The sequence below is a fragment of the Fibrobacter sp. genome (genome assembly GCA_024399065.1).
Classification (GTDB): Bacteria; Fibrobacterota; Fibrobacteria; order Fibrobacterales; family Fibrobacteraceae; genus Fibrobacter.
In genome coordinates this window covers 1-7,400 of the sequence record JAKSIB010000067.1, presented here as the reverse complement: position 1 = coordinate 7,400, position 7,400 = coordinate 1, and the positions used below count along the sequence as shown (strand labels likewise).

Annotated in this window: 7 protein-coding genes; 1 reads left to right on the top strand and 6 read right to left on the bottom strand. The window is 49.1% G+C overall.

All coding sequences use genetic code 11. From position 1 onward, the window contains the following. Positions 1–123: 123 nt before the first annotated feature. The 5 genes from MJZ25_16170 to MJZ25_16150 form a co-directional block, all read right to left on the bottom strand. Positions 124–1,746, bottom strand: coding sequence for a cellulase family glycosylhydrolase (locus MJZ25_16170; GenBank protein MCQ2125711.1), 1,623 nt, complete (start codon positions 1,744–1,746; stop codon positions 124–126). A gap of 102 nt (positions 1,747–1,848) precedes the next feature. Next, complete coding sequence (locus MJZ25_16165) at positions 1,849–2,619, bottom strand: TIGR03915 family putative DNA repair protein (GenBank protein ID MCQ2125710.1); 771 nt, start codon at positions 2,617–2,619, stop codon at positions 1,849–1,851. 2 nt (positions 2,620–2,621) lie between these two features. Continuing rightward, positions 2,622–3,926 (bottom strand): putative DNA modification/repair radical SAM protein, encoded by a 1,305-nt coding sequence (locus MJZ25_16160; GenBank protein ID MCQ2125709.1) that lies wholly within the window; start codon positions 3,924–3,926, stop codon positions 2,622–2,624. 118 nt (positions 3,927–4,044) lie between these two features. Next, positions 4,045–4,725, bottom strand: coding sequence for a hypothetical protein (locus MJZ25_16155; protein ID MCQ2125708.1), 681 nt, complete (start codon positions 4,723–4,725; stop codon positions 4,045–4,047). Next, complete coding sequence (locus MJZ25_16150; GenBank protein MCQ2125707.1) at positions 4,722–5,207, bottom strand: hypothetical protein; 486 nt, start codon at positions 5,205–5,207, stop codon at positions 4,722–4,724. The genes MJZ25_16155 and MJZ25_16150 overlap by 4 nt, the downstream gene beginning before the upstream one ends. Positions 5,208–5,313: 106 nt before the next feature. Here MJZ25_16150 and MJZ25_16145 point away from each other — a divergent pair, with 106 nt between their 5' ends. Beyond that, positions 5,314–6,672, top strand: a complete 1,359-nt coding sequence (locus tag MJZ25_16145) for a GntR family transcriptional regulator (GenBank protein MCQ2125706.1) — start codon at positions 5,314–5,316, stop codon at positions 6,670–6,672. Between the two features lie 107 nt (positions 6,673–6,779). Here the strand turns inward: MJZ25_16145 and MJZ25_16140 are convergent. Next, the coding region (locus MJZ25_16140) for an IMP cyclohydrolase (protein MCQ2125705.1) at positions 6,780–7,400 on the bottom strand (621 nt) is incomplete at its 5' end.

Below are 7,400 nucleotides of genomic sequence, written 5' to 3'. Positions count from 1 at the left end.
GGCTTTTACGGAACTACCGGCCTAGCCGGTAGTTTTCAGTTATACAAAAAAGCCCACCCCGAAAGGGATGGGTTTTAAATAGTTATGTCAGCCGTTCGGCTCGTCGATTTAGCGAAATCCGCTCTACTTGGAAAGGTCCTTGACCACCAGGATGCCGCGACGATCGGTCAACGGATAGGCACGCATACCTTCGCCTCCCTTGCCGCAATCCATGACTTCCAGCAATTCACCCTTTGCAGAGTAAAGGTGGAGTTCCCACGGACCGTTGGGCGCGTTGAAGTAACCGGAGTTCTTCTGCACATTGCGCTGGAAGGACGGGTTCAAGCGATCAGCCACGCTACGAGCCTGGACGAGGGAAACATCAGCCAAAGTCCATGCGATAGGAACGCCGCCCATGTCGTAAATGAGCAGGGATTCCATGTCGGTGTCTTCCTTCATGGTGAATTTCCAGCTGAAGTTCTGCCAGCTGGTACTCAAGTCAAGGATACGGCCGTTTGCATACGGAGTATAATCGTCGCAGTCCTTCTTGATGTTCACGTTCAAGGTGCGGGGCTTGTCGGCCTTGGCACGCATGCTGAAGATGTAAGTCGTACCCTTCATCAAGGCGAGATGCTGCTTGAACTGAAGGTTCCAGGATTCCTTGCCACCCTTCTTGATGTCGAAGCGGACTTCGCCATTCTTGATGGAAGTGTTTGCCTGACCACCCCAGAAGTCGGTTGCCCAACCAGCAAGAGGTTCCTCAGCGGAGAAATCACCGTTCTGAATCAGGTTTGCTCCGGTAGAAAGAGAACCGGTGACATAATCCTTGTCCTGGATGAAGTTGGGAATGACACTTGTATTCTGGATACCGTTGGGACTATCCACGCAAATTTCCTTACCCCAGCTGACCAAGGTATTGAAGGAACCATGCACGGTCATGTCCATTTCGGGACTATCGAAGTTACCCGGACCCCAGCTCCAAGCGAGCCAGCCGATATCCAGGCGTTCTGCCTCGGACATTATCAGCTTATAGGGAATTTCGCGGGCACCACCAACAGCCACCGGAGCAAATTCTCCGATAACCAGGGGAAGCTTCTTTTCCACGGACGCCTTAAGAACGCCACGGACTCGGTCTTCTACAGTAGCGTAGCCGGTAGCGGCAGCATCATGATGTTCGGAAGGCCACCACATATGGATGGAGAACAGCAAGTTGTGTTCCGGGTCGGCCTGGAGAAGGCGCGGGCCAACGTTCAAAATGTTCTTTTCGCTCTGGCCCCAGAAATCAGCATCGATCATCAAGGGAACGCGAATTCCTGCAGCACGCATGCGGGTAATAATCATGCAGTAGGCGTCAAAAAAGTCTTCGGGGTCCTGTTCCTTGTCGCCAGGTTCGTTACCCACGTTCAAAATCATGTACTGCTGGTGATTGGAAATGACCTGCAGAGTTTCTTCGCGAAGCCAGAAATCCAAGGCGTCGTGAAGGCGGTCCCAGTTACCCGTAGTATCATGAATTTCGGGAATAGGAATCATGCCGTTATCAATGCACTGGGCAATGATATGGTCCAAGTCGCTCAGACGACCGCGGGTGTTCCATACGATACGAACGCAGTTCGCACCAGTCTTTGCGATTTCAGGAATGGTTTTTCCTTCACGGTCTGTCCAGATAAACATGTGGTTTACACCACGGAGGATAACCTTTTCGTTATCCTTACTATACAAATAACGATCCTGAACAAAAAATCCCGGTTTTGCCGAAACAATATTCATCACAAACTCCAACTTATACCAAAATAAAGATACAATTATTTGCACAAGAGTGCGTAATTTTTTTGATTCTGGCCTGAATAAATGGAGTGATTACATCAACAGCTACATAGCTTGCCGAATAGACTGGCGTTCCGGAAGGTGCTTCCAGTAGTGAACCGGAAGGCAACGGCGTAGTAACCGCGGATTCTCCCGCTCCTTAATTGAAATAGCGTTGTAGTAATCCTTCCAGAGTTGGGTGATGGTGTCGGGAGGTGTTTCGGCGGTTATGGCCTCAAGATTCGGGATGTACACTTCCGAGGCGGAATGACCGTCGTAATAGACTCCGTATTTACGTTTCGAGTCATAAATCGCCCAGCGTTCACCGGCAAAACGCCCTCTGAAATGCCCCACCATAAGGTCGAGGACATTGTACTTCGGCTCTATTTCAGAAAAATAGGTTCCATCGGAAGTCTTGGAAAAGCGAACCAAGCCCAGCATATCGCCCGCTTCACGGCGGACCGCCCTCGCAATTTTGAACAGCGGAAGCATTTCATTAGACGCCGGATTGCGGGCAAAATTCTTGTCCAGTCCGGAAAACAGGCGATGGAGATAGGCAAAGATCTTCATCTCGATACCCGCCTCCTCCGAGCGGAAAGCCGCCTCAAGGGTCAGGAGGACATCCTCCCCTGCTACGTTAACGATGGCGCGCCTCAGCCTGCGTGCCGATTCGTCAGAGGTTTCAATACGGAAAGGCTGCTGAAAGACATCTACGGCGGAGGCCGCATCTTCGCGGTCAGGGCGGATATCGCCCACTTCAAGACGCTGGCGGTAAATTTCAAACACTACACTGAGGAAACCGTCAAAGGTGGAATCGTAGGAAATGCAAAGAGACATAGTTATGCGCTTTTAGAAATGAAAAGGTTTGTTGCGGGCGCCGCGCTTGCAGCAGGTGCAGGCAGCGCCAGCGTGTTCGTAGAGTCGAACAAGTCAAGCTGCTGCGGTTTCGGGCGTACAATCAGTTGCTGACGAATCATCTCGGGATAGAGCCTGCGGAGGTACGCGGGAGTATCGGGATGGTAAATGAAGTACTTGGCGCGCTTCATAACCACCCCCATTTTTTTCAGAGTTTCCAGACGAATCTTGCTGTAACGGCGACTAGCAGCAATGAGCTGCGCCGACTTCACCCCGATTCCCGGCACTCGCAATAGCATTTCGTAGTCTGCCGTCTGGATGTCGATGGGAAACATCTCCGGATGCCTCAAGGCCCAGGCGATTTTCGGGTCCAGCTCCAAGTCCAAATTCGGATGCTGTTCATCAAGAATCTCGTTGTACTGGAACTTGTAGAAACGCATAAGCCAATCGGCCTGATACAGCCTGTGTTCGCGAACCAGCGGGGGCTTCGTCGTAATGACGGGCAAGCGCTTGTCCGCATTGATGGGAACGTACCCGGAGAAGTAAACGCGTTTCATTTGCTGTTGCTGGTAGAATCCGTTGGACAGCGTCAGAATCTGGAAATCGGTTTCACCGGAGGCGCCCACAATCATCTGGGTGCTCTGCCCCGCAGGCAGGAACCTCGGGGAGTATCTGGACTTGTCGGCCTTGTACTCTATCTTGCGTTCAGCCAGATAGTTCATGGGGCGCAATATGGACGCATGATTCTTCTCCGGAGCCAGATACTGCAAAGCCTTATCCGACGGAATCTCGATGTTCACGCTACTGCGGTCAGCATAAAGGCCTGCCTCGTGTAGCAAGTGTGTCGACGCCCCTGGAATGGACTTCAGGTGGATATAACCGCCAAACCGATGGACGGTACGCAGCTCCTTAGCCACCTTGATTAGCAATTCCATGGTATAATCAGGAGTGCCAATGACTGCAGAACTAAGGAACAAGCCCTCGATATAGTTACGGCGGTAAAATTCCAGAGTAAGGTCAACCAGTTCTTTCGGCGTAAAGGTGGCTCGAGGAACATCGTTACTGCGACGATTGACGCAATAGGCGCAATCGTACTTACAGGCGTTGCTCAAAAGCACCTTCAGCAGAGAAATACAGCGGCCATCGGAAGACCATGTGTGGCAAATTCCAGCACTACAGCCGTTACCAAGCCCACCCTTCATGGCAGGGCGATTGGATCCGCTGGAGGAACAGGATACATCATATTTTGCGGCAGCCGCAAGAATATTCAACTTATCACGCACATCCATACCTAGATTCCACCTAATCAAAAGTTTGCTCTTTTGAGCACTACAAATATAACAACTACTGCTCAAATAAGCAAGTGTTATTTAATGAACTTTATTGATTAGGTGCAAACTGCAGAATCTAGCGTTTTTGGATGGTCAAGTAAAGTCCCAGGGAATTGCCCAATTCAGAACCTTCATACATTCCGAATTCTATGGCGTCCTTTATCGAGACTCCTACAAAAAGACGTTCGTACACTTCCCAGAGTTTGCCTACTTCTAACTTGAAGAACATGCGTTCGATACCATAATGATAGTCACTCAAAACCTTATCATCGCGGAACTCGTCTATAACGCCAAGCCAACCAAACGAGGCCCCGACAAAAGTTCCATCCAGGAAATTTTTCGGATCAACATAAGGCGTATACTGAACCCCTAAACCAAAGGAAACTCGAGTCCAACTACCCTTATGTTCATTTTCTTCCTTATCCCTGGAGTAATCCTTCAGGCGGTATTCCCCTTTTACTCTGTAATATCCCAACTCTACGAAAGGAGCAATCTGCCTAAAAAGAATGGCTCCAGCTTTACCACTCACATTGAAACCAAGGCCAGAGAATGACATGAGTTCACAAAGAAGATCCTCGTCGTGTATCATCTCGTCCTTTTCAAGGTCATGATAGTAGCCGTTCTCCGTTTCTCTTTCGGCGCTATAGACATTATGCGTTCCGCCAACATCTACGTTGAACAAAGGCCTTACAATGGGCCTTGGAACAGCCAACGCTGCAGTGACAGCAAAGAGCAATAGCAATAGGATTCGTGTCATGAGCGCGTCTCCCATATCATCAAGGCGTAGTTCACCATCTTGCCGCAAGACGTATCTGCAGGAGGAACGAATTCCACCAGTTTGTAGCTTACATAGGCATCACTAGGCCCCAAGTAACGCTCTTCATAATTCCAAAAATGATAACGATCGCTTAGCAACTTCTGTGCGGAAATATTATAAGGCTCTGAGACAGTCATGCCTGCAGAACAGTAAAACTGAACCTGGAGATAAAACTCCTCAACGCCTAATAGTTCTGAATGATTCACTGAAGAGTCTATCCAGTCAGGGGTTTCTTCACCCACATAAACGTGAAGGTCCTTACGGCCGCACAAGGAGCTTGAATCTCCCTTGGAATCCACATAAGACAGGCAAACACGAACAGAATCAACGCCTTTGGGAACGTCTGCGGAAACGTCAATGTTAGTGACGGGAACCCCACCCATCATAGGATCGCAACTGGCCGCCACAAGGCAACAGAACAAACAGCTGCAAAAAATCAATTTGAGAATAAACCACCTAACCATAATCATAAACTATATAGAAAACAATTAGTTGAAACACAAAAAAAATAATTTTATCTTGTAATCTGTGAAGAAAAGGATTATCAAGGCTCTTTTAGACACTGCTCATAAAGAAGGGGACCGACTTCCCTCCGTTCGAACCATTATTTCGACTTACAACGTGTCTTCTGGAACGGTCCAGGCCGCCTTGAAGGACTTGGCCAAGCAATCCAAGATTTATCGAATTCAAGGTAAAGGTTGCTTCTGGGGTAGCGAACCTCCCCTGAATAATACTCCCGAGGTCAAGCTTTCCATTATCGAGAAGCTTGCCGCCAATTTCGAAAATGATTTTGAACGTGGCTACCTTAAGCCCAACCAGGCCCTCCCCCAGGGCAAGGAACTGGCTGCACGATACAACGTCTCCCAGAACACCCTCCGAAAATTTCTTTCAGGAAAAGTTGAAGAAGGGTTCCTGAGCAAAAACGGTAGACACTATTATTTTAGTCGTAGGGAAGTCTCGGAAAGAGCCCGTCCCATCAGCGAACTGATTTTCGTTACCCGATGCAACAGCTGGGGTGGCTTTACCGCAGAAAGCGAACGCGAAATGGACTTTTTGCGACTAGTCTACAAGACCGCCGGTGCAAACCAGTACAAATTAATTCTTCTGGGCATCAATGACGCTACCGGTCAGCTCATTGACAGAAACGGAAACCCATGTAAGCTTTCCGACTACCCCAACGCCATTGGCGCAGTCCTCTCCACATTGCTGGTGCAGAACTACCAACCCCTGCTTTACTTCTTCGCCAACGTCAGCTATCCCGTTGCCGTATGGTGGGAACATCCCGAAGCAAGCGTGCCCAAGGTATTCCTGAAAAAGGAAAACTGGATGTTCTTCAATTCCACTTTTGGAAAGAAGCCCGGCGTTGAAATGGGAAAGTTCCTCAAGAAGCGTGGTATTACCGAAGTCAACTATTTCTCTCCCTACCATAATAGTTCCTGGTCCCAGGATCGAATGACAGGGCTTGTGGACTCCGGCCTGAAGGTTCATGCCTACGTGGATAGCGAATACGCCAGCCCTTGGGACTACAAGGAAATCGCCCGCAAGACTGTGGAAAAATACGCAGTAGAAGCCTACGCCCGTTCACTTGTACGAAAGAAGCTGGAAACTCTTTCCCAAAAGGCCATTGCCGACGGAAACAACTGCATCAACGTCTGTGTCAACGACGAAGTGGCGGAACTGTTTGTGGAAATGACGGAAAACGAAAGCAGTACTCCGAAGCTGATTGCATTCGACAACTCCATGGAAAGCTATTTGCTTCGCCTCCCCTCCTACGACTTCAACACAGAAGCCTTGGTGGAGCACATTTTCTACTACATCGAGAATCCCTCCGGCTTCGGCCACTACAAAAAAATCCACCACATTTTAGGAAATGTTGTTGAAAAATAGCGAAACAATTCCGCAAAAACAAAGGCCCCAAAAAGGGGCCTTCATTTTAAGTCTCATAATTCATACATCGTAATTCATAATTGACTTTGATCTAAACAAAAACAAGTTTACTTATTTTTGTTGACGATCAAAGTCTTAGCCTTGAAGGTCTTGCGGTCAATGACCTTAACCATCAAAGAAACCTTGTTGTCCTTGTCAAGAGCATTCCAGTACTTCTTGAGGTTTTCTTCTGCGGTGTCGAAGATCGGCATGAGCTTCGGAGAGCCTTCGAAGGAAGGAATGGGCTTGCCATCAGTAACGTAAGTGCTGATGAAGTGGCCAAGACCCGGGAGAGCCTTTTCGAATTCGAAAGTTGCACGTTCGCAGCCAGCGTCTTCGCAGTTGTTGCGGGACTTGAGGATGCTTAATTTGTACAAAGCCGGCTGAGCGTTCTTGTAGTGGATACCGGAAATACGCGGAGTGAAGTTGGGAGCGTCGTCTTCGTACTGACGAGTTGCGAGAGCGCTTTCGAAAGTGCCGCCCAGCTTGATAGCGTTGTAGATGGTATCGGTCTGGTCACCGTTGGTGATGATCTGCACGTCGGCAGTATGGCGAGCCGGATAGTAGATGATGAGGTGCGGGTCGGTGAGCTTGGATTCATCGAAAGCCTTGGTCTTCATGAAGCCAGTCTTTGCTTCCATTTCGAACACGCGGTTGCGGCTGTTGACGCTGCGGCCCATGATCCAGTA